Source organism: Thermosynechococcus sp. (genome assembly GCF_046299635.1).
In the GTDB taxonomy this organism is placed as follows: Bacteria; Cyanobacteriota; Cyanobacteriia; order Thermosynechococcales; family Thermosynechococcaceae; genus Thermosynechococcus.
On sequence record NZ_JBKBHV010000074.1, the window covers coordinates 244 to 615 of the forward strand.

The following is a 372-nucleotide window of genomic DNA, read 5'->3' on the forward strand; positions in this document are numbered from 1 at the left end:
TCCCCTGTCAATCCTGTGAAGGTGAAGGCTGAAGGCTAACCCCATAACCCCAATCTTTCATCCATACAAATTCCTACCTGAAAAGGAAAAGTGCCACAGCGCTTCGGGACATCTAGCCAAGACTCCGTGAAGGGGGAAAAAGTTATCCAGTATACATCCAGCAAAGTTATATCTTTCAACTTATCAAGAAGTTTCACTTCTCTGCTTTTCTGCAATTATTTGCAAAGTCTGGCGTGTTGTTTGCTGTATTATAAATTGTTGAACTATTTCCTTGTTCTTAGAATATAACCCAAGTTGTAATACTCCTAAAGGCAGTGAAACAAATTCAAGCAGTTGCTTAATGAAAGAAGGATTAGCTTCTTCCAAGAGTCG

At 39.8% G+C, this 372-nt stretch carries 1 protein-coding gene; it reads right to left on the reverse strand.

Translation table 11 applies throughout. The annotated features are described in order from the left end of the window. Positions 1–183 precede the first annotated feature (183 nt). A partial coding sequence (locus ACK4IR_RS12395; protein WP_409874644.1) for a hypothetical protein occupies positions 184–372 on the reverse strand: 189 nt, incomplete at its 5' end.